Source organism: Veillonella sp. S13053-19, from assembly GCF_002959835.1.
In the GTDB taxonomy this organism is placed as follows: Bacteria; Bacillota; Negativicutes; order Veillonellales; family Veillonellaceae; genus Veillonella; species Veillonella rogosae.
The window spans coordinates 283,273-304,502 of sequence record NZ_PPDA01000008.1; the positions used below are offsets into that span (position 1 = coordinate 283,273).

19 protein-coding genes are annotated in these 21,230 nt (G+C 37.5%); all 19 read left to right on the forward strand.

Going from position 1 to position 21,230, the window contains the following annotated elements; translation table 11 throughout:
- Nucleotides 1-6: 6 nt before the first annotated feature.
- The 19 genes from pknB to mutL all read left to right on the forward strand — a co-directional run bounded on the left by pknB (nucleotide 7) and on the right by mutL (nucleotide 21,229).
- Nucleotides 7-1,932 carry a Stk1 family PASTA domain-containing Ser/Thr kinase gene (gene pknB, locus VEHSUH06_RS04795; protein ID WP_199179735.1) on the forward strand — a complete coding sequence of 642 codons (1,926 nt, stop codon included), beginning with the start codon at nucleotides 7-9 and terminating at the stop codon, nucleotides 1,930-1,932.
- A gap of 8 nt (nucleotides 1,933-1,940) precedes the next feature.
- Nucleotides 1,941-2,804 carry a ribosome small subunit-dependent GTPase A gene (gene rsgA, locus VEHSUH06_RS04800; RefSeq protein ID WP_105097962.1) on the forward strand — a complete coding sequence of 288 codons (864 nt, stop codon included), beginning with the start codon at nucleotides 1,941-1,943 and terminating at the stop codon, nucleotides 2,802-2,804.
- Between the two features lies 1 nt (nucleotide 2,805).
- The gene (gene rpe, locus VEHSUH06_RS04805; protein WP_105097963.1) at nucleotides 2,806-3,456 is read left to right on the forward strand and encodes a ribulose-phosphate 3-epimerase; all 651 of its coding nucleotides are present in this window, start codon (nucleotides 2,806-2,808) and stop codon (nucleotides 3,454-3,456) included.
- A gap of 248 nt (nucleotides 3,457-3,704) precedes the next feature.
- Nucleotides 3,705-4,424, forward strand: a complete 720-nt coding sequence (rpsB, locus tag VEHSUH06_RS04810) for a 30S ribosomal protein S2 (protein ID WP_009351446.1) — start codon at nucleotides 3,705-3,707, stop codon at nucleotides 4,422-4,424.
- 115 nt (nucleotides 4,425-4,539) lie between these two features.
- Complete coding sequence (gene tsf / locus VEHSUH06_RS04815) at nucleotides 4,540-5,220, forward strand: translation elongation factor Ts (RefSeq protein ID WP_009351493.1); 681 nt, start codon at nucleotides 4,540-4,542, stop codon at nucleotides 5,218-5,220.
- Nucleotides 5,221-5,282: 62 nt separating this feature from the next.
- Entirely contained in the window at nucleotides 5,283-6,008 is a 726-nt protein-coding gene (gene pyrH / locus VEHSUH06_RS04820; protein WP_105097964.1) for a UMP kinase, read from the forward strand.
- Between the two features lie 5 nt (nucleotides 6,009-6,013).
- On the forward strand, nucleotides 6,014-6,574 hold the full coding sequence (frr, locus tag VEHSUH06_RS04825) for a ribosome recycling factor (protein ID WP_009351464.1): 561 nt from the start codon (nucleotides 6,014-6,016) through the stop codon (nucleotides 6,572-6,574).
- Nucleotides 6,574-6,825 (forward strand): hypothetical protein, encoded by a 252-nt coding sequence (locus VEHSUH06_RS04830; protein WP_009351441.1) that lies wholly within the window; start codon nucleotides 6,574-6,576, stop codon nucleotides 6,823-6,825. Before frr ends, VEHSUH06_RS04830 begins: the two co-directional genes overlap by 1 nt.
- On the forward strand, nucleotides 6,806-7,570 hold the full coding sequence (locus VEHSUH06_RS04835) for an isoprenyl transferase (RefSeq protein ID WP_105097965.1): 765 nt from the start codon (nucleotides 6,806-6,808) through the stop codon (nucleotides 7,568-7,570). The genes VEHSUH06_RS04830 and VEHSUH06_RS04835 overlap by 20 nt, the downstream gene beginning before the upstream one ends.
- A gap of 3 nt (nucleotides 7,571-7,573) precedes the next feature.
- Nucleotides 7,574-8,398: a phosphatidate cytidylyltransferase gene (locus tag VEHSUH06_RS04840; protein WP_105097966.1), complete on the forward strand. Its 825-nt coding sequence runs from the start codon at nucleotides 7,574-7,576 to the stop codon at nucleotides 8,396-8,398.
- 18 nt (nucleotides 8,399-8,416) lie between these two features.
- Complete coding sequence (locus tag VEHSUH06_RS04845; protein WP_105097967.1) at nucleotides 8,417-9,562, forward strand: 1-deoxy-D-xylulose-5-phosphate reductoisomerase; 1,146 nt, start codon at nucleotides 8,417-8,419, stop codon at nucleotides 9,560-9,562.
- 8 nt (nucleotides 9,563-9,570) lie between these two features.
- Nucleotides 9,571-10,587 (forward strand): RIP metalloprotease RseP, encoded by a 1,017-nt coding sequence (rseP, locus tag VEHSUH06_RS04850; RefSeq protein WP_105097968.1) that lies wholly within the window; start codon nucleotides 9,571-9,573, stop codon nucleotides 10,585-10,587.
- Nucleotides 10,588-10,605: 18 nt separating this feature from the next.
- On the forward strand, nucleotides 10,606-11,691 hold the full coding sequence (gene ispG / locus VEHSUH06_RS04855; RefSeq protein WP_105097969.1) for a flavodoxin-dependent (E)-4-hydroxy-3-methylbut-2-enyl-diphosphate synthase: 1,086 nt from the start codon (nucleotides 10,606-10,608) through the stop codon (nucleotides 11,689-11,691).
- A complete protein-coding gene (locus VEHSUH06_RS04860) occupies nucleotides 11,685-13,403 on the forward strand; it encodes a proline--tRNA ligase (protein ID WP_105097970.1) in 1,719 nt (572 codons plus the stop codon). Before ispG ends, VEHSUH06_RS04860 begins: the two co-directional genes overlap by 7 nt.
- Before the next feature lie 116 nt (nucleotides 13,404-13,519).
- Nucleotides 13,520-14,347 (forward strand): PHP domain-containing protein, encoded by an 828-nt coding sequence (locus VEHSUH06_RS04865; RefSeq protein ID WP_105097971.1) that lies wholly within the window; start codon nucleotides 13,520-13,522, stop codon nucleotides 14,345-14,347.
- Between the two features lie 15 nt (nucleotides 14,348-14,362).
- Nucleotides 14,363-15,238, forward strand: a complete 876-nt coding sequence (locus tag VEHSUH06_RS04870) for an Asp23/Gls24 family envelope stress response protein (protein WP_054747531.1) — start codon at nucleotides 14,363-14,365, stop codon at nucleotides 15,236-15,238.
- Between the two features lie 8 nt (nucleotides 15,239-15,246).
- On the forward strand, nucleotides 15,247-16,563 hold the full coding sequence (miaB, locus tag VEHSUH06_RS04875) for a tRNA (N6-isopentenyl adenosine(37)-C2)-methylthiotransferase MiaB (protein WP_105097972.1): 1,317 nt from the start codon (nucleotides 15,247-15,249) through the stop codon (nucleotides 16,561-16,563).
- A gap of 2 nt (nucleotides 16,564-16,565) precedes the next feature.
- Nucleotides 16,566-19,199: a DNA mismatch repair protein MutS gene (gene mutS / locus VEHSUH06_RS04880; RefSeq protein WP_105097973.1), complete on the forward strand. Its 2,634-nt coding sequence runs from the start codon at nucleotides 16,566-16,568 to the stop codon at nucleotides 19,197-19,199.
- Nucleotides 19,199-21,229: a DNA mismatch repair endonuclease MutL gene (gene mutL, locus VEHSUH06_RS04885; RefSeq protein ID WP_105097974.1), complete on the forward strand. Its 2,031-nt coding sequence runs from the start codon at nucleotides 19,199-19,201 to the stop codon at nucleotides 21,227-21,229. The genes mutS and mutL overlap by 1 nt, the downstream gene beginning before the upstream one ends.
- Nucleotide 21,230 lies beyond the last annotated feature (1 nt).

Sequence of the window (21,230 nt, forward strand, 5' to 3'; positions counted from 1 at the left end):
AGTACTATGAATATAAAAGGTATACTTCTAGATAACCGCTACCGAATTGTTGATAAAATTGGCGTTGGTGGAATGGCTGACGTATACCTAGGAGAAGATACCTTATTAGGTAGACAAGTAGCAATTAAAGTATTGCATGCAAACTTTGCTAATGATGATGAATTCGTAACTCGTTTTAAGCGAGAAGCGCAAGCTGCAGGTAAATTAAATCATCCGAATATTGTAAATATGTATGATGTAGGATTTGATCAAGATTTACACTATATCATCATGGAATATGTAAACGGTGAAACCTTAAAAGAATATATTACTCGTCATGGCAGACTATCCATAGATGAGGCTGTTAAGTTTACTATTGCCATAGCTGAAGGTCTTGAACACGCTCATACAATGGGCATTGTTCACTGTGACATAAAACCGCATAATGTAATTATTACTCAGACTGGTCGTGTAAAAGTAACTGACTTTGGTATCGCTCGTGCTATGAATGCTACTAATACAGTTATGTATACGAATTCAATTTTAGGCTCTGCTCACTATTTATCACCTGAGCAAGCGAGTGGAAAACCTGTAGATGGTAATACAGATATCTATTCACTTGGTGTCGTATTGTATGAAATGCTCACAGGTCGCGTGCCATTTGAAGGGGAAACACCTATCGCAGTTGCCTTAAAGCATGTTCGTGAGAAGGTGGCACCGCCAACACGTTATAATCCATCTATTCCACCGCTTTTAGAAGCTGTAGTTTTAAAGGCCTTATCTAAGAACCCTGCTGATCGTTTTGATTCTATTTCAGATATGATTAGTGATTTACGATTATCTCAAGGCTTTACGATGGGGAAAACACAGCGTCATGAGCCATATGACTTTGCTACGCAAATGATTCCTGCTGTTGATCCTGAAGCACTTGAGGATTTCAGCACTATTCAAGAAGAACGTAAAGACGAGGGTCAAAAGAAGAGTATGTTAAGTAAAATTGCATCGATTCCACAAAAATACATCGTTCTAGGTGCTGCTGTCATTTTCTTGGTAGCATTTTTAGGAGCTTTCTTAAGCTATGGTAACTTCTGGAGTAATACAACGGTAGATGTACCTAATGTTGTAGGTAAACAAGTATCTGTGGCTAAAAATATTTTAGAAGATAAACATTTACGTGTATCTACAAGTGAGGTTACAAACCCAGATGTTCCAGCAGGTCAAGTCATTTCACAAACTCCTGGAGCTGGGGAAAAAGTTAAGGAGCAACGTACGATTCACCTTGTTGTTTCTAAAGGTGTTGGTGATATTACAGTACCAGATTTATCTGACTTAACTGTAGATCAAGCCCGCCAAAGACTTAAAGATGTTGGCTTAGTTGTAGGTAAGATAACACAACAATCTGTAGAAGGTAAAAAAGATGGTGTAGTTATTGCTCAAAGTCCTTCTGGGGATTCTAAAGTTTCTAAAGGTACTACAATTGATCTTGTTGTAAATAAGGCAAAAGCTAAAAAAGTAAAAGTACCTAATCTTGTAGGTATGACATTAAAAGATGCTCGCAATACTTTGAGCAATGCTCATTTAGGTGTAAATCAAGTAGCGGGCTCTGTGGAGGAAAAATCTGTAGTCATTGAGCAAAGTATTAAAGCTGGTGATGAGATTGATGAAGGCTCCACATTAAACCTTACTACTGAATTCAAAGAAGATAAAAAGAAATCTGAGAAAAAAGAAGAAAGCAGTAGCAATAAAACAACTGGTACTGTAGATGTTACTGTACCATCTGGTTCTAAAAATCAAGAACTTAAAATCGTTGTGAAAGACGATGAAGGTTCTGCTGTCATTTATGATGATACCAATAAACCTGGTGATCGTATCGTTCGTAAAGTATCTGGCGTAGGTAATGTGCGTATTGAGGTATATCTCAATGGTGCATTAGTACAAGAGACTGCATTATAAGAGGTACTATGATTACAGGTATTGTTGTCAAAAATATGAATGGTTACTTTTATGTTCAAGATGATACGAGTACTATTCATGAATGCAAAGTTCGAGGTAGACTTAAGCAAGGTCGCTACAGTCTACTTGTTGGTGACCGCGTTACGATTTCGGAGGATGGATTCGTTGAATCCATCCACGAACGTCATAATGCTATGGTTCGTCCTGCAGTAGCTAATATTGATCAAGTTGTATTAGTTGTAGCAGCTCATGAGCCAGATATTAATGAGCTTTTACTAAATAAAATGCTCGTTATGATTGAACATGCAGATATTCCTATCGTGCTATGTATCAATAAATGTGATTTGATGGATTCCGATACGGAAGCGATGGTTGAGCTTTATAAATCAATCGGCTACGACGTATTGATGACATCCACCTATGATATGACAGGCATTGAAGATTTACGTCATGTACTGCAACATAAGGTAACGGCCTTTGCAGGCCCATCTGGGGTTGGTAAAAGCAGCCTATTAAATGCGGTAGATCCTAAGTTTGCCTTTCAAACTGGTGAGGTAAGTGACAAAATAAAACGTGGTAAACATACTACCCGTCATGCTTCCCTATATAGTTTAGATGCAGATTCCTTCATTATGGATACACCAGGATTTAGTGCTATTGAGTTCAATGATGTATCTCTTGAGCGATTGCCTACATTATTCCCAGAATTTAGTGAATATGTGGATGTTTGTAAATTTAACCCATGTTATCATGAACATGAGCCAATATGTGGCATTAAAGATGCTCTTGAAGCAGGTCATATTCATCAAGGGCGATATGACGCTTATATGTCTATACGTAATGATATAGAAAGTCAACGAAAGAGGTTTTAATATGATTAAAATTGCACCATCAATGCTTTCCGCAAATTTTGCGACCTTAAGCGAAGAGTTACAATCTATTGAATTAGCGGGGGCTGACTTATTACATATCGACATTATGGATGGACATTTTGTGCCAAACTTAACCTTTGGTGCTCCTATTGTGAAAGCGATTCGTCCATATACAAAATTGCCTTTTGATGTACATTTAATGGTTACAAACCCTGGTGACTATGTAGAAGAATATGCAAAAATCGGTGTAGAATATTTTACGTTCCATCAAGAAACAGTACCGCATATGCATCGTTTAATCCAACATATTAAGCAATGTGGTATGAAAGCTGGTGTTGCTTTAAATCCAAGCACACCAGTATCCGTGTTAGAAGATGTGGCTGCTGATTTAGATATGATTTTAATTATGTCTGTAAATCCGGGCTTTGGGGGACAATCTTTTATTAAAAATGCCATTAAAAAGGTTAAACAAGCTAAGATATTGTTAGAGGAAGTAGATAATACTACGGCTGTAATTGAAGTAGATGGTGGTATCAACGATATTACATGTGTACCCATCAAAAGAGCAGGTGCTACTGTATTAGTAGCTGGCTCTGCTGTGTTTGGTGCTGAAGATCGTGCTCATATGATTGAAGCCATTCGCAATAACTAAATCTATATTAGTATTGGAGTTATCTATTATAGGCTTAAAAATAATAGAGTGATGATCTAAACTACGAATTAAGATAAGGAGTTAGGAATTCTTTAAGAAATCCTAACTCCTTGCTTGCTTTTACAATAATTATTTGTTAAAATTATTGGGTATGAAAAATATGCACGTCGGTGGACTTTGGTACTGTGCCTAATTTTGGGTGACCCGAAGGATGAAGCGGCGGAGGTTAATTAACAGGAGGTGCCACAATGGCAGTAGTATCAATGAAACAATTATTAGAGGCTGGTGTACACTTTGGTCATCAGACTAGAAGATGGAACCCTAAAATGGCGAAATTCATCTTCACTGAGCGCAATGGTATTTATATCATTGACTTGTCTAAAACAGTAAAAAAAGTAGAAGAAGCTTACTCTTTCTTGCGTGAAGTTGCTTCTCAAGGCGAAGTAATCTTGTTCGTAGGTACTAAAAAACAAGCTCAAGAAGCTATTAAAGAAGAAGCTATCCGTGCTAACATGTTCTTCGTTAACGAACGTTGGTTGGGCGGCATGTTGACAAACTTCAAAACAATTGAAACTCGTATTAAACGTTTAAAACAATTGGAAGCTATGGCAGAAGATGGTACTTTCGAAGTATTGCCTAAAAAAGAAGTTATCGGTCTTCGTCATGAAATGGAAAAATTGGAAAAATACCTTGGCGGTATCAAAGATATGCCTAAAATGCCAGGTGCTCTTTTCGTAGTTGATCCTAAAAAAGAAAAAATCGCTATTGCAGAAGCTAAAAAATTGGGTATTCCTGTAGTTGCAACAGTTGACACTAACTGCGACCCAGATGAAGTTGATTTCCCAATCCCAGCAAATGATGACGCTATCCGCGCTGTTAAATTGTTGGCTGGTAAAATGGCTGACGCTGTTCTTGAAGGTCGTCAAGGCGAATCCTTTGAAGAAGGCAATGCTGAAGCTGCAGAATAATTCTGCAAAGCTACTTAATCATTTCTGATTAGCATTTGAAAGATAAATCTATAACATATATAATTAGGGTAAGGACTATATCCTTACCTTAATTAGTACTAGGAGGAACAAAATAATGGCAATTACTGCTGCTTTGGTAAAAGAATTGCGCGACATGACTGGCGCAGGTATGATGGACGCTAAAAAAGCATTGGTTGAAACTGACGGTAATATCGATAAAGCGGTTGACCTTCTTCGTGAAAAAGGTTTAGCTGCAGCAGCTAAAAAAGCTGGTCGTATTGCAGCTGAAGGTGTAGTACAATCCTACATCCACGCTGGTGGCCGTATCGGCGTTTTAGTTGAAGTTAACTGCGAAACTGACTTCGTTGCTAAAACTGACGACTTCCAAAACTTAGCACGCGATATCGCTATGCAAATCGCTGCTGTTAACCCTACATACTTGAACCGTGAAGAAGTTCCTGCTGAAGTAATCGAACACGAAAAACAAGTATTGTTGGAACAAGCTAAAGTAGAAGCTGAAGAAGACGTAAAAGCTGGCCGTAAACCAAAACCTGAAGCTGTTTTGGAAAAAATGGTTGCTGGTCGTATTGAAAAATTCTATAAAGAAAACTGCCTATTAGAACAAGTATTCATTAAAGATGGTGACAAAACTGTTACTGATGTAATTAATGAAAGTATTGCAAAAATCGGTGAAAACATCAACGTACGTCGTTTTGTTCGCTACGGTTTAGGTGAAGGCATTGAAAAACGCCAAGATGACTTCGTAGCTGAAGTAATGGCATCTGTTGGTAAATAATTAAGAAACAATAAGAGAACACCGTACAGTGTTCTCTTATTTTGCAATAGAGGAGTAAAAACATGGCAAAGAGAAACTTTCAACGTATTGTTTTGAAGTTGAGTGGTGAAGCATTAGCAGGTGACCAAGGATTTGGTATTAACCCTGATGTTGTTGAAGAATTCGCGCAAGAGATTGCGGCTTTAGCAATATCCACTGATTTAGAAATCGCAATTGTTGTTGGTGGCGGTAACCTATGGAGAGGGTTGGCTGGTAGTAACCAAGGTATGGATCGTGCTACTGCTGACTATATGGGTATGCTAGCAACAGTAATGAACTCCTTAGCATTGCAAGATGCATTAGAGCAAGCTGGCGTAGATACTCGTGTACAAACAGCTATCGAAATGCAAGAAATTGCAGAACCTTATATTCGTCGTCGCGCTATTCGTCACTTAGAGAAAAAACGTATCGTAATTTTCGGTGCTGGTCTAGGTAAACCTTACTTCTCTACCGATACAACAGCTGCATTACGGGCTGCTGAAATCGAAGCTGATGCGATTTTGATGGCGAAGAAATTTGCTGATGGCGTATATGATTCCGATCCTAAGACGAATCCTAATGCCATTAAGTTTGATGAGTTAACATATAACGATATCATCACAAAAGAATTAAAAGTTATGGATGCTACATCTACAACTTTATGTAAAGATAACAATATTCCTATTATTGTATTTAGCATGGACATTCCTGGTAACATTACAAAAGCCGCTAAGGGCGAAGAGATTGGTACCATTGTTCGAGGAGAATAATTCAAATGGAAATTAAAGAATTGTTACAACAAGCAGAAGAACGCATGAATAAGTCTATTGAGGCTTTAAAACATGAATTTGCATCTATTCGTACTGGTCGTGCTAGTGTAGCATTGCTTGATAAGGTAATGGTTGATTACTATGGCAGTCCATCTCCAATTAATCAAGTTGCGAATATCTCCGTGCCTGAGCCTCGTATGATCGTGATTGCTCCTTGGGATAAAACTATGATCGGTGCAATTGAAAAAGCGATTTTACAATCTGACCTTGGTTTAAATCCTGGTAATGATGGTGCTCAAATTCGCTTAACTATTCCTCAATTAACTGAGGAACGCCGTAAAGAAATCGTTAAAGTAGTTCATAAAAAAGCTGAAGATGCTAAAGTTGCAGTGCGTAACATTCGTCGTGACGTAAATGATGCATTGAAAAAAGAAGAAAAAGCTAAAACAATTACTGAAGATGATGCTAAAGACGGTTTAGATGAAATCCAAAAACTTACAGATGCTAAAGTTAAGCATATTGATGAGTTAAAAGCAGTAAAAGAAAAGGACGTATTAGAAGTATAATGTTAGATTCTAATAGCCTTATTGGAATGCCATGGCAGCTTGCAAAGTCTCGTTTGCAGGCTGCCCATATTCCTTTTAAGGTAATGATTGGGGCATCCTTTAATCGCTTTTTTGAGATTGCAGACGAAGGATTTTATGTAGCACGTATTACTAAGGTAGATGAGTGTTTACATATACTAGTATATAGACCAATGATTGCCAGCGACTTCGGACATTCTATCGAGGTAGACTATGCTAAAGAAATTATTTAACCGTAAACAATCGGATACGCCTGCTATTGATAGCAATGCTATTCCTAAACATGTTGCTATTATTATGGATGGTAATGGACGTTGGGCTAAACGTAGAGGAATGCCACGTTCCATGGGTCACCGTGCAGGGGCAGACGTATTAAAGCAGATCGTTATCGCTGCTGACGATATTGGAATTAGAGCTCTTACGGTATATGGTTTCTCCACAGAGAACTGGAAACGACCTGAACAGGAAGTTTCTTTACTTATGGCTCTCATCAAAGAATACTTAAACAATAATGTTAAGTATATGCATGAACATAATGTTCGCATTCGATTTATTGGATATATTGGCGCTCTTTCAGAGGAGTTACAACAAATCATTCGGGATGCAGAACTGTTAACTCAGAATAATACAGGTCTTACTTTACAGTTAGCTATTAACTATGGTGGACGTGATGAGATAGTAAGAACTATCCGCGATATTGCAAGTTCTGTAAAAGCGGGTACTATTACAACGGACGATATTACTGAAGACTATGTAAGCTCTCAATTATTTACTAAAGAGTTTAGCGATGTAGACTTATTGATTCGTCCGAGTAGTGATTTTAGAATTAGTAACTTTTTGTTATGGCAATTAGCTTATGCTGAATTCTGGTTTACTGATTTACATTGGCCAGATTTCACAAAGGAAACTTTGTTAGAAGCTATTGCGGCATATCAGAAACGAGAACGCCGATTTGGTGGCTTACGTGATGAGGAATAAAGAATGTTAAAAACACGTGTTATTACCGCTGTTATAGGTTTTATTATTGCCTTAGGGGCCATTACGTTAGGCGGACCAGTGTATGATGTTCTTATTACGCTGTTGGCCCTATTAGGGTGGCGTGAATTTGTTTTGCTCGGCAAGGCTAAACATGTACGCATGTCCATTATATGGGGTTACATCAGTATGTTATTATTGATGATTGCTTTCGCATGTTATCAATATATTCTTGCTATAGCTATTTTAGTATTAAGTTTATTTGCTAATTACATGTTATGTACGTTTGGCGAAAATAAATACTCTATGGCTAGCGTCTCCTTTAGCGTATTTGGTTTGCTATACGTTGGTATTGGTATGATTTCTTTGCTCATGATTCGTCATGACTCTATATACATGTCTTTAACAATGCCTTTTGAACTACATAACTGGGGAACAATTACACTTTGGTTATTATTGTTTACTACGTGGGCTAGTGATACCTTTGCTTACTTTGCAGGTCGTGCATTTGGTAAACGTAAGATTGTACCATCAATTAGTCCTAATAAAACATTAGAAGGTTTTATTGGTGGTTTTGTAGGTTGTATCATTACAGGCGCAGTATTTTCGTATATCGTTGGTATTCCTTGGTGGATGGGTATCCATGTAGGGATGATCAGTGGTATATTAGCACCATTAGGTGATTTATTTGAATCAAAGATTAAGCGATTATGTAATGTAAAAGATTCTGGTACTTTATTACCAGGTCATGGTGGTGTATTGGATCGCTTCGATAGCTTACTATTTGCGGCACCTATCACATTAGTCTATATATTGCTATTCGCGTACTAATCGAATAGAGGGAAACTTATGAAATACCTAAGTATTATTGGCAGTACTGGCTCAATCGGTACACAGACACTTGATGTAGTGTCTCAACATCCAGATCAATTCAAGGTGGTTGCCTTAGTGGCACATCATAATATTGACCTCTTAGAAAAACAAATTAAAGAATATCAGCCATTAGTAGCTGGTCTAGTTGATGAAAGTGCTTTTAAAGAGCTACAAGGACGTTATACAGGTCCTACAAAACTTGTAGGCGGTAAGGAAGCCCTCATAGCAGCTGCAACGATTCAAGAAGCTACTATGGTTGTCACTGCTATTGTTGGTGCTGCAGGTATTGAGCCAACGGTGGAGGCTATTAAAAAGGGTAAAACAATTGGCCTTGCTAATAAGGAAACCCTTGTTGCTGGTGGTCCGTTGATTACATCTTTAGCTAAGGAGTATAGCGTACAAATTTTACCTATTGATAGTGAACATAGTGCTATATTCCAATGCTTAGAAGGTCAAGATCGCAAGAATGTTGATTCCTTGATCGTTACAGCTTCTGGTGGTCCTTTACGCACCTGGGATTCCGATAAAATTAAAACTGCTACAGCTGCAGACTGCTTACGACATCCAACTTGGAATATGGGTAATAAGATTACTATTGATTCTGCCTCTTTATTTAATAAAGGCTTAGAGGTAATTGAAGCTCATTGGCTATTTGGTTTTGATTTTGATCATATTGATGTAGTAGTTCATCCACAAAGTATTGTTCATTCTATGATCCGTATGAAGGATGGTGCTATTTTAGCGCAAATGGGTAATCCAGATATGCGCGAGCCTATTCAATATGCTTTGACATATCCCAAACGTGAAGTTTTAAGTATGAATCATCTTGATTTTACGAAATCCTTACAATTGGAATTTTTACCACCACGGTACGATGATTTTCCTGCACTTCGTTTAGCTTATGAAGTCGGTCGTGCCAGTGGTTTTAAGCCTGCTGTATTTAACGCAGCTAATGAAACTGCAGTTTATGCATTTTTAGAAGATAAAATCGCTTTTGGCGATATTTATAAAGTTGTAACTTCTGTTCTTGAATCTATGGGGCCAGAAGATGACTTTACGTTAGATAATTTATTATCCATCGATAGATGGGCCCGTGAAAAGGCTACATCATTGATGTTATAGGAGAATATATGACAACGGCATTAGCCACAATATTTGTATTTGGTTTGATCGTGTTTATTCATGAATTAGGCCATTTTATTACAGCTAAGATGTCAGGTATGCAAGTTGACGAATTTGCTATAGGTTTTGGTCCTGCCATATTTAAGATACAAAAAGGGGAGACATTATACTCTATTCGTATCATTCCTCTTGGTGGCTTCAACCGTATTGCGGGCATGAGTCCTGATGAGCCTCTTAATGAGCGCTCCTTCTATAATAAACCTGCGTGGAAGAAATTTATTGTTATTTCTGCAGGTGCTGTATTTAACTTTTTATTGGCCATTGTTATTTTCTTTGGCCTTAATGTGACTGTAGGTAACCTTACCTACACAAATGAACCTGTTATTGGCAATATCATTTCTGGTAGTGCTGCGGAACAGGCTCATTTAAAAGCTAACGATAGAATTATTACTATTGATGGAAAAAAAATTACTACTTGGGATGAAATTCGTCCTAGCTTACAAGGTACAGCCAATCATGGTGTAACTGTCGTTGTAGAACGGGATGGACAATCTGTTGAAACTACAGTAATACCTAAGCTTGAACAAGATAGTGTTAAAATTGGTATCTATCCTAGTTTTACTCGTGAAACTTATAGTATTGGTGAATCATTAAGCCTTGCTGTTAGCCGTACAGGTCAAACTATTGTTGCGATGCTTAGTGGCCTATATGATATGATTCGTGGCACTCAAGCTGCTGAATTGTCTGGACCAGTTGGGATTTCTCAAATGGCTGGCACCATTGCTCAATCAGGCTTTGCACCATTATTGAGCTTTGCTGCATTCCTTAGTATTAATTTAGGGGTTATTAATCTATTACCATTACCTGTATTAGATGGTGGTCATTTGATTATTATTTTAGCTGAAGCTATAACAGGCCGTAGATTACCTGCTAAAGCTCTCATGTATATTCAAATGGTTGGTGTTGCCTTAATGGTAGCATTGTTCTTATATGTAACGACTCAGGATATTTTCCGATTACTATAAGACAGATGGGAGATTACAATGATTGTACGTAAACCAACAAATGGTATCTATGTAGGTACAGTTAAAATTGGTGATTATGCACCGGTAAGTATTCAATCAATGATTACAACAGATCCGGTTCATACGGAAAAGGCGATTGCTGAAATTAACCGTTTAGCAGAGGCTGGTTGTGAATTAGTTCGCGTTGCTGTTCCAACAATGGAATCTGCAAAGGCTTTAAAAGCCGTTAGAGCTGGTATTTCTATTCCACTGATTGCGGACATACATTTTGATTATAGATTAGCGTTAGAGGCTATTGAAAATAATGTAGATGGCTTGCGAATAAATCCTGGTAATATTGGGGGCGAAGATAAGGTATTAGCTGTTATTGAAAAGGCTAAACCTAAACAAATCCCAATTCGTATCGGTGTTAATGCAGGTTCTTTACCAAAGCATATTCTCGATGCTCATGGAGGTCATCCTACAGCTGACGGAATGGTTGAAACCGCTTTAGAACACGTAAGAATTCTAGAAAAATTAGACTACCGTCAAATGAAATTATCTATCAAGGCTACTGAAGTACCTTTAATGGTTGAAGCTTATCGTAAATTATCCGATAAAATTCCTTATCCATTGCATTTAGGTGTTACCGAAGCAGGTACTATTAAACAAGGTACTATTAAATCTGCTATGGGTATTGGTGCTTTACTTCTTGATGGCATTGGCGATACGTTACGGGTATCTTTAACAGGAGATCCAATTCATGAAATCGAAGTAGGTCGTAGTATTCTAAGTAGCTTAGGCTTACGAAACTTTGGTGCCACTATGATATCTTGTCCTACCTGTGGTCGTTGCCAAGTAAATTTATTTGATATGGCAGGCATTGTAGAGGAACGATTAGCATCTATTAAAGCACCGATTAAGGTTGCCGTAATGGGCTGTGTCGTAAATGGACCAGGGGAGGCTCGCGAAGCTGACTTTGGTATCGCTGGTGGCGATGGTCAAGGTATCGTATTCCGTAAAGGAGAAGTTATTAAGACTGTGCCAGAAGCCGAATTAGTAGATACATTATTTAGAGAAATTGATCAATATTTAGAAAGTTTAGATGAGGAGTCTTTATGTTAGCCACTAAATTATATGCACCTACATTGCGTGAGGTTCCATCTGACGCTGATGTAGTAAGCCAACAGCTCATGCTTCGCGCTGGTTTTATGCGTAAAACTGCAAATGGTTTATATAGCTTTTTACCATTAGGTTGGAGAAGTATTAAAAAAATTGAAGCTATCGTACGTGAAGAAATGGATCGTGCTAGTGCTCAAGAAATTATGATGCCTATTTTACAACCTGCAGAGATTTGGAAAGAGTCTGGCCGTTGGAATGCATATGGCGCAGAAATGATGCGTATTAATGATCGTCATGACAATGAGTTCTGCTTAGGACCAACTCATGAAGAAATGATTACGACCCTCGTAAAAAATGAAATTAATTCCTACCGTCAATTGCCGGTAAATTTATATCAAATTCAAAGTAAATTCCGTGATGAACGTCGCCCTCGTTATGGCTTGATGCGTAGCCGCGAATTTATCATGAAAGATGCTTACTCCTTTGATGTTGATGAAGCAGGCTTAGAAGAATCTTACAAATCTATGTATGATGCTTATACGCGTATCTTTAATCGTTGTGGTCTTACATTCCGTCCCGTAGAGGCTGATAGTGGTGCTATCGGTGGTAGCGGTACTCATGAGTTTATGGCTATCGCTGAAGCCGGTGAAGCTGATATCGTATATTGCACTAAATGCGACTACGCTGCCAATATCGAAATCGGAAAGCCTGGCATCATGAAACAAGCAGAAGAAGCTCTTCAAGAGTTATCCGTTGTAGATACGCCTAATGCTAGCTCTATTGAAGCTGTCGGGGAAATGTTAAACTTACCACTACATAAAACTATTAAAGCTGTAGTGTTCTCTATCGATGGTAAAGTAGTATTAGCTATCGTTCGTGGCGATCATGAAGTTAATGAGGTTGCTGTACAACATGCCGTACTTGGTTCTGTAGAACCAGAAATGGCTACACCTGAAGAATTGGAAAAAGTAGGTTTAACAGCTGGATTTATCAGTCCTGTGGGCTTACAACAAACAGAAGAATTTGCTATTGTTGTAGATGAATCTGTTATGGAAACATACAATGTTTGTGGTGGGGCTAACAAAAAAGATGCTCACTACGTAAACATTAATCCTAAACGTGACTTTAATGTAGAAGATATTATTGTTGCTCCTATACGCTTGATCACGAAGGATGATGTGTGTCCTACATGTGGTGGTTCTTTAGAACATGCTAAAGGTATTGAAGTAGGTCAAGTATTTAAATTGGGTACTAAATATTCTGAAGCATTGCAAGCTACATTCTTAGATCAAAATGGTCGTCCTAATCCAATGATTATGGGGTGCTATGGTATCGGTGTATCTCGTACATTAGCTGCTGCTATTGAGCAATATCATGATGAAAATGGTATCATCTGGCCACGTTCTATTGCTCCATTTGAAGCCGTTATCGTACCGATTAATGCAAAAGATGAAGCTTTGATGTCTACAAGTGAAACTATCTACACTGCATTACAAGAGGCTGGTGTAGATGTATTGCTCGATGATCGTAAAGATCGTGCAGGCGTTAAGTTTAAGGATGCTGATTTAATTGGCTATCCTCTTCGCATTACAGTAAGTAAAAATACGCTTGAAAATAATGAAGTAGAAATTCAAATTCGTAAGTCTGGAGAGGCACTTCCATGTGCCATTGATTCTGTAGCAACTAAGGTTACTGAATTACTTCAAGATTTATAATAAATTGCGATTCTAGTGAATACTCATTAGGGTCGCAATTTTTCTTTCTAAACTTGAATTAAAAGACTAAATCGGTCATAATTAAAAGATAGGATATTTGTAATGGGAGGTGCTCTATGCTTGTAGATTTTCACATGCATTCCGTTTATTCCGATGGTATTAAAACTCCAAAGGAATTATTGCGTCATGCCTTAGATTGCAATGTATCTATGATGGCTTTAACTGATCATGATGAAATTGATGGAATTAAAGCATTGCGTACCGCTCAGCAAGAATTAGATCCTAATGAAACGATTAAAATTATAAACGGCTGTGAATTTAGTGCTGATTATAAAGATAAGTCTATCCACATTTTAGGATATTGTTTTGATGAAAATAATAATGAGTTAAATGAATTTATTTCGTTCTTTAAAAGAAAACGTGAAGAACGCGTCGATGAAATGATAAGACGCTGTAATATCGAAGGTTATCACATTACAAAAGAAGATTTAATCAAACAATTTCCTGATACGAAAGCTTATGGACGTCCACATATTGCTAAGCTTTTAATTGATGGTGGATATGCTAAGGATGTTAATGAAGTCTTTAGAGGGATTCTTCGCAAGGACAGTCGTTGCTATGTGCCTAAGGTAAAAGTTGAGGTTCAATATATTATTGACATTATTCATAAAGCTGGTGGTTTTGCTGTTATGGCACATCCTAAATTAGTATCTAGTGATGAATATGTATTAGAAATGTTAGATTTTGATTTTGATGGTATAGAGGTATATCATTCCAAACATAATGATATAGATGTGGAGAGATATAAAGCATTAGCTAAAAAACATAAATTGTTTATTACTGGTGGTTCTGATTATCATGGAATTCCAGGAAAGGAACCAGATAATTTTGGTGATTACTTAGTATCTGGTAATGATGTATCAGAATTTATTAGTTTGTTATAAATAATGAGGTAGACTATGGAAGTCATTGCATTTGTTGGTAGTAGTGGCACTGGTAAAAGTCATCGTGCGCTCGTACTGGCTCACGAAAATAAAATTGAATGCATCATCGATGATGGCATTTTGATCCATGATAATAAAATTGTTGCTGGTTTTTCTGCTAAAAAAGAGTCTAGTCGCTTAAAAGCTGTTCGCCGTGCTATTTTCCAAGATGAAGTACAAGTAAAATCAGTTCGTGAACAACTTGATAAAATTAATCCTAATAAACTCATGATTATTGGTACATCCGATAACATGGTTAAGAAAATAACAAAAGCATTAGGCTTACAAAATCCAGATCGATATATTCGTATTGAAGATGTTGCTACGCCTAAAGAAATAGAAAAGGCGCAGCATGCTCGCCTTAAAGAAGGTAAGCATATTATTCCTGTTCCAACTATGGAATTAAAGCCACATTTCAGAGGTTATTTGATTGATCCAATCAAAACTATGTGGCGTCGTCGTACTTTGAAAAAACAAGACCAAGATACATTGGGTCAAATTGGTTCTGAAGGCTTTGAACGTTCTGTAGTACGTCCTGCTTTCAGTTATTATGGACGACTTACCTTTGATGATGATGTAATTATCAAATTAATCCGCAATGGCCTTAAAAAAGTAGCTGGTGTTGATGATTCTAGTGTTATTTCCTTTAAAAAAGGTGATAAAGGCCAAAATGGTCTCATTGTAGACATGGCTGTTGTTATTGAACATGGTTATCCTGTAAAAACATTGATGCAGCAAGTACAAAAATCTGTACGTAATGAAATTGAATACATTACAGGTATGTCGATTGAGCGCATGTCTATTAAAGTTAAAAATATTATTGAAACTAAACGTAAGATTGTTAAAGTGTAGGAGTTAGAATGAAGTCTTATTATATTTACACCTATGGTTGTCAAATGAATACTGCCGATTCTGAGCGCTTATCGCATCAGCTGGAATCTGTTGGGTATACGTCAACAGAGGACGTGGAAACTGCAGATTTAATTTTATTAAATACTTGTGCAGTGCGTGAGAATGCAGAAACTAAAGTCTATGGCCGCATAGGTGAGCTAATGAGACTAAAGCGTAAAAATAAAAACTTGATTCTTGCTGTTACTGGCTGTATGGCACAAAAGAATCAAGCAGAAATGTTTAAGCGCGCTCCCCATATCGATATTGTCTTAGGTACTCATAATATTCAACATATTAATGAAATGATTGAAGAAGTACAACGGGGACATACACATCAAATTAGTGTAGATATGGATAATACAGTACTTCCTGAATTAGAAGCTAAACCAAATGGTACATTCTATGCTTGGGTACCTATTATGAATGGTTGTAACAAGTTTTGTACGTATTGTATCGTTCCGCACGTTCGTGGTAGAGAAATCAGCCGTCCTGTAGAGGCCATCGTAAAAGAGGTGACTGAATTAGGTGCAAAAGGGTTTAAAGAAATTACCTTATTAGGCCAAAATGTTAACTCTTATGGATTAGATTTTAAAGATGGCACTGATTTTGGGACACTTGTTGATGCTTTGGATGGCATTCCTGGCATAGAACGGATCCGTTATATGACGAGTCATCCTCAAGATATGACCAAATCTATGATTGATGCTCTTGGTCGTTCTTCCAACATTGTTACACATTTACATTTACCAATTCAATCAGGATCAGATCGTATTCTTAAAAAGATGAATCGACACTATACAGTAGAGCATTATAAAGAATTACTGTCGTACTGTCGTGAGAAAATCAAAGATGTAGTGGTTACCACAGATATTATTGTCGGCTTCCCAGGGGAAACAGAGGAAGATTTTCAAGCTACACTACAATTATTGAAAGACGTACGTTATGATATGGCGTATACTTTCATCTATTCCAAACGCTCTGGTACGCCAGCAGCGACTATGGATGATCAAATTCCTGAAGAGGTTAAGCGTGTGCGATTGCAAACATTGATGGATGTACAAAACGAAATCTCTTATGAATTGAACAAACCTATGGAAGGACAAGTGTTTGATATTATTGTTGAGGGGCCAAGTCCTCGCGATGAAGATATGTGGTTTGGTCGTACTTCGGGGAATAAAATGGTGTTATTCCCAAAAGACGATTCCTTATCAATTGGTGAAACAGTACCAGCCTATATTGATAAAGCACAAACTTGGGTTTGCTACGGTACAATACAAAAGGGGTAAGTATGGCAAAAAAGCAAACACCTATGATGGAGCAGTATTTAGATATTAAAGCTAGATATCCTGATGAATTACTGTTCTTTCGTTTAGGTGACTTTTATGAACTATTTAATGATGATGCTTTGGTTGCATCTCGTGAACTAAATATTACCTTAACAGGACGCCCTACAGGAGATGAGGAACGCACACCGATGTGTGGCGTTCCTTTTCATGCTGCTGAAAGTTATATTGAAACGCTTGTTAAAAAGGGCCATAAGGTTGCTATTTGTGAGCAATTAGAAGATCCTAAAGCTGTTAAGGGCATCGTTAAACGCGATGTTGTAAAGGTCATTACACCAGGGACAGTAATGACTGAAAATGGTAATGATGCAAGATCTAATAACTTTTTATCATTGTTTTATATGGTAAAAGACGCATGGATACTCGTATTTTCTGATGTATCTACAGGGGAGGTTATTTGGCATCGTATTACTAACTGTGAAAAACGAAGTGATATGTATGATGCACTTAGTATGTATAGGCCAAGTGAAATCATATTGCCTGAAGGGACAACTTTACCGCAAGATATTAAGGATTTCATTGAAAATCAATTTAGTAATGTTGTTTTATCACCATTCACTACATACTATACACAGCGTGAAGTAGCTGAGAAGGCTGTGAATCACTTTGGTGACCTAGGCCTTATGGAAGAGGATGTATGGGAAGCATTAGGATATATGCTTCTATATTTAGAAGAAATTATTAAGTCTGAAATTTCTCATATTAACTATGTACATCAATTGAGTGTAGGTAATCGTCTGATCTTAGATACATCTTCTTTACGACATTTAGAAATTACCCATAATCTACGTGATGGTGGTCAAAAAGGGACATTACTCGATGTGCTAGATCGTACATTGACACCTATGGGAGCGCGTCTATTAAAGCAATGGCTTGAAAGTCCGTTGACTGATATAAATCAAATTCAACGACGTCAAGCGGCCGTGGCAGAACTTATTACACGTGGTGCTGAACGGTCTCATATGCGTAGTTTATTAGATTGTATTTATGATTTTGAGCGCATCGTAGGTCGTGTAGAAACAGGTTCTGTATCGCCTAGAGATTTAACGGCTCTTCGTGAATCTTTGGCGGTATTACCAGATATTAAAGATGTATTAGGTACATGCTTAAGTTTAGCATTAACATCCATTAATGACCGCATCCAAGATCATAAAGACATTTATGATTTATTATGCCGTGCTATTGCTGACCAACCAGCATTGACATTAAAAGAAGGCCGCGTTATTAAAGATGGTTTCAATCCAGATTTAGATGAACTGCGTTCTTTAGCGACTAATAGTGAGCAATGGCTGGCTAAGATGGAAGCTGATATTAGAGAGGCTACAGGTTTATCTAAAATTAAAACTGGTTATAATAAGGTATTTGGATATTACTTTGAAGTATCCCATAGTAAATCTGAACAAGTACCTGATTATTTCATTCGTAAACAAACCTTAGCTAATGCAGAGCGATATATTACGCCTGAGTTAAAGGAATTTGAAATTAAAATTCTCAGTGCTAAGGATAAAATTATCGCCTTAGAGCATGAGTTATATCAACAGTTACGAAATGATATTAAACTCGTCATTAAAGTGGTGCAAGAAACGGCTCGTGCCCTTGCGGACCTTGATGTATTATGTTCACTTGCTTTAGTAGGTTATGAAGAAAATTATATTTGCCCTACCATTGTAATGAATGGTCAAATCAATATTCGAGATGGTCGTCATCCTGTTATTGAAAAATTCTTGAAGCGTGAAGTTTTTGTACCAAATGATATAGTTCTAAATCATGATGATGAGGAATTCTTGCTCATTACAGGTCCTAATATGGCCGGCAAATCAACATATATGCGTCAAGCTGCTATTTTGATGATTATGGCTCAAATTGGTTCCTTTATTCCTGCCCGTGAAGCATCTATTTCTCCAGTAGATCGTATCTTTACGCGCGTAGGCGCTAGTGATGATATTTCTACTGGTCAAAGTACATTCATGGTAGAAATGAAAGAGGTAGCCTATATTTTAGAGAATGCTACACATAACAGCTTAATCATCTTAGATGAAATTGGTCGCGGTACGAGTACCTTTGATGGTTTAAGTATCGCCCAAGCTGTAGTAGAGCATATTTGTAAGCATATTCATGGCAAGACATTATTCGCTACTCATTACCATGAACTGATTTGTTTAGAAGATAGCTATAGTAAACTAAAAAACTATACTGTTGCTGTTAAAGAAAAAGGTAAGGATGTTGCATTCTTGCGCCGTATTATCAAAGGTGGCGCAGATCGAAGCTATGGTATTCATGTTGCTAGATTGGCAGGCTTACCGAATTCTGTATTAAAACGGGCAGAAGTCATTTTGGAATCTTTGGAAGACCAAAGTCATGATACTAGTGATTTAAATAATCGTGTTATGGGATCTCACCCTAATAATGTAGTGAAGCCAGTTATTAAACAAGTGAGTGATTCTCCACTAGGTAACTTATTTACTCATTCAGTAGTCGATAGTCTGCTAGAAGTAGATGTAATGAGTATGACACCGATTGAAGCATTAAATAAATTATATGAACTACAAGAGGAGGCTCGTAAAGGAGGCGGGAAATAATGGCAACCATTCATGTATTGGATGAAACCACAATCAATAAAATAGCTGCTGGCGAAGTTGTGGAACGTCCCGCATCAGTTATTAAAGAGCTCATTGAAAACTCCATTGATGCGTCCGCCACTAATATTGAGGTTGAAATCGGCGATGGCGGCGTAGCTTATATGCGGATTACCGATAATGGTATCGGTATGACAGAGGAAGATGCACGTTTAGCAATTTTGCGTCATGCCACCTCTAAAATACAACAGGTAGAAGATTTATTTGATATTGCTTCTCTAGGCTTTCGTGGGGAGGCATTGGCTAGTATTGCCTCTGTATCTCATTTCTCTTTAACTACACGAAAAGCAGACTCCGATTTAGGAACTCGCATTACTGTTGACGGTGGTACATTTACCGATTGTATTCCTTATGGTGCTGCACCGGGTACGACTATTGAAATAAGAGATTTGTTCTACAATACGCCAGCCCGTCGCAAATTCTTGAAATCAGAGCGTACAGAAGCTTCTAAAATTCAAGATATTGTAGGCAAACTTGCGCTAAGCAATCCACATATTTCTTTTAAACTCATCGTAGATGATCGGGTAGCTATAATTACACCTGGCAATGGTAATATTGGTGATACGGTAGCTGCATTATATGGATATAAAACAAAGGATGACATTTTCACTGTTGCTTATGAAAGTGACTCTATTTATATCGATGGTGTAGTGAGTAAACCTACCCTTCTTAAAAGTACTAGAATTTGGCAAACTATTATCGTTAATAACCGCGTTATTTCCGATAAAACTATAATGAAGGCTATCGATAATGCATACCATGCACTATTGCCTAAAAATGGGCATCCTTTAGTAGTTCTAAATATTACAGTGCCTGCTGGAATGGTTGATATTAACGTACATCCTCGTAAGAGTGAAGTTAAATTCTCTGATGATAAGATTATATTTAAAGCAGTTTACCACGGAATTTTAAATGCTCTAAATAATCCACTTCATGAGCGATATGAACGGGAGTCATCTGTTTATATGGGCATAAGTGAGTCATTGTCAAAAGATAGTAGTAATACTCCAAATACAGCTATCAACCAAGGAGATGACAATACTAATATCTCTCATGGCAATAGTACGTATGATTCTTATAGAACATCTCCTGTTGTTCACGACGATATGCAATCTGCAGAACATATAGCTACAGCAGTAGATTATGATAAAGTCTTTGGTGGTCGCCGTACAAAAGGGTACGAAGTTATGCGTGGTGAAACTACACAGTTTGTGGAGAACCTTAAAGCTAAGGGATATACACCTCCTGCACAAAAGGCTACTTATGAACAATCATCCTTTATTGACGAAAGTTTTGATGCTGTTCCTAAGGAATTCACTAGTTATACTAAAGAGGATATAGATCGTTTTAAATCTTTATCTCAGGATATACGTGAACAAGATAGTGAAGAACGAACTATACAAAACTCTGGATTCTTACCTATGGGGCAAGTCGCTTCTTGTTATATTTTGGCTAAAAAGGGTGATGATCTCTACATAATAGACCAACACGCAGCTCATGAACGTGTACGTTATGATAAACTTTGTAAGTCTTCTGAATCCATTCCTATGCAATCTATCCTTGTGCCTCAATATAGTGAGGCTACAGATGATGAAATGAATTTGGTAGAGGAAGAGCGAGAAACCTTACTAGATCTTGGCTTTGATGTAGAGTTAGGTGGTCCTACGAAAATAAAATTAGTAGGGGCGCCTGTAGATTTAGTAGAGTCAAAGGCTTTTGAAATTCTCCAATATGTATTCTCTTACTTACACGAACATCAACAGCCTACTAAGGCTCAGTTACGTCATGAAATGCTAGCGTATGCATCTTGTAGAGGGGCCATTAAGGCAGGTCATAATTTAAATATGTATCAAATGACTACCTTAATTGAGGATCTCTTTAGTACTGAGAAACCGTACGTATGTCCTCATGGCCGTCCAACGATAATCAAGTTTACACCTGATGAATTAGGTAAATTATTCTTACGGTCTTAAT

Bases quoted from the DNA above. Each gene is read 5' to 3' on its own strand.
- VEHSUH06_RS04840 (WP_105097966.1), top strand. From the start codon at position 7,574: ATGTTAAAAACACGTGTTATTACCGCTGTTATAGGTTTTATTATTGCC.
- pknB (WP_199179735.1), top strand. From the start codon at position 7: ATGAATATAAAAGGTATACTTCTAGATAACCGCTACCGAATTGTTGAT.
- frr (WP_009351464.1), top strand. From the start codon at position 6,014: ATGGAAATTAAAGAATTGTTACAACAAGCAGAAGAACGCATGAATAAG.
- mutS (WP_105097973.1), top strand. From the start codon at position 16,566: ATGGCAAAAAAGCAAACACCTATGATGGAGCAGTATTTAGATATTAAA.
- rsgA (WP_105097962.1), top strand. From the start codon at position 1,941: ATGATTACAGGTATTGTTGTCAAAAATATGAATGGTTACTTTTATGTT.
- VEHSUH06_RS04865 (WP_105097971.1), top strand. From the start codon at position 13,520: ATGCTTGTAGATTTTCACATGCATTCCGTTTATTCCGATGGTATTAAA.
- rpe (WP_105097963.1), top strand. From the start codon at position 2,806: ATGATTAAAATTGCACCATCAATGCTTTCCGCAAATTTTGCGACCTTA.
- VEHSUH06_RS04870 (WP_054747531.1), top strand. From the start codon at position 14,363: ATGGAAGTCATTGCATTTGTTGGTAGTAGTGGCACTGGTAAAAGTCAT.
- rpsB (WP_009351446.1), top strand. From the start codon at position 3,705: ATGGCAGTAGTATCAATGAAACAATTATTAGAGGCTGGTGTACACTTT.
- ispG (WP_105097969.1), top strand. From the start codon at position 10,606: ATGATTGTACGTAAACCAACAAATGGTATCTATGTAGGTACAGTTAAA.
- pyrH (WP_105097964.1), top strand. From the start codon at position 5,283: ATGGCAAAGAGAAACTTTCAACGTATTGTTTTGAAGTTGAGTGGTGAA.
- VEHSUH06_RS04860 (WP_105097970.1), top strand. From the start codon at position 11,685: ATGTTAGCCACTAAATTATATGCACCTACATTGCGTGAGGTTCCATCT.
- tsf (WP_009351493.1), top strand. From the start codon at position 4,540: ATGGCAATTACTGCTGCTTTGGTAAAAGAATTGCGCGACATGACTGGC.
- rseP (WP_105097968.1), top strand. From the start codon at position 9,571: ATGACAACGGCATTAGCCACAATATTTGTATTTGGTTTGATCGTGTTT.
- VEHSUH06_RS04845 (WP_105097967.1), top strand. From the start codon at position 8,417: ATGAAATACCTAAGTATTATTGGCAGTACTGGCTCAATCGGTACACAG.
- VEHSUH06_RS04835 (WP_105097965.1), top strand. From the start codon at position 6,806: ATGCTAAAGAAATTATTTAACCGTAAACAATCGGATACGCCTGCTATT.
- miaB (WP_105097972.1), top strand. From the start codon at position 15,247: ATGAAGTCTTATTATATTTACACCTATGGTTGTCAAATGAATACTGCC.
- VEHSUH06_RS04830 (WP_009351441.1), top strand. From the start codon at position 6,574: ATGTTAGATTCTAATAGCCTTATTGGAATGCCATGGCAGCTTGCAAAG.
- mutL (WP_105097974.1), top strand. From the start codon at position 19,199: ATGGCAACCATTCATGTATTGGATGAAACCACAATCAATAAAATAGCT.